Annotated in this window: 1 protein-coding gene; it reads left to right on the top strand. The window is 65.9% G+C overall.

The genetic code is table 11. The features are described 5' to 3' along the window. The first annotated feature begins 248 nt into the window (after positions 1-248). On the top strand, positions 249-485 hold the full coding sequence (locus ABD944_RS42250) for a FitA-like ribbon-helix-helix domain-containing protein (protein WP_320942084.1): 237 nt from the start codon (positions 249-251) through the stop codon (positions 483-485). Positions 486-580 lie beyond the last annotated feature (95 nt).

A 580-nucleotide genomic window follows, 5' to 3' on the forward strand; every position in this document is an offset into this window, starting at 1 on the left:
GTCCCATCGACCTACTACGCCGCGAGATGCCGCGGCCGCTCGCCACAGGAGGTGTCGGAAGGCGCGCACGCCTGGTCCCCGATCCGGGCACTGCCCGCAAGGGGATCCGCTTGCGTTCGTTCATCGGCGCAGGCTGCCCGTGCTCTGAGCTCGCGGCAGCGTCGATATCGCGCACGGGGTAACCGATCCACGCGACGAGAAGTCTCAGTGCTATCATTCTTGCTAGCAACACGTGGGAGGTGAGTCAGATGGCGACGATCGTGGTCCGGAACTTGCCCGAGGACGTGCGGGAGAACCTGCGCCTGCGTGCTCAACGGCATCACCAGTCGATGGAGGCCGAGGTCCGCGCGATCCTGTCCGAGGCGGTCGCTGACATCGATCCTGTCCTGGCATGGCTCGACGAGTCCGCGCAGATCCGCGAAGAGACCGGTGGCGTCGATCTGCCTCAGCCGTCCCGCACAGCGGCGCGGGACGTCTCCCTGTGATCATCGTCGACACCAACGTGTGGTCCGAGACCCTGCGGGCGGTACCAGACCCGCACGTCTTGCGGTGGTTTCGAGCAAACGCAGCCGATCTCTAC

It is taken from the genome of Actinomadura verrucosospora (assembly GCF_039540335.1).
Lineage (GTDB): Bacteria > Actinomycetota > Actinomycetes > Streptosporangiales > Streptosporangiaceae > Spirillospora > Spirillospora verrucosospora.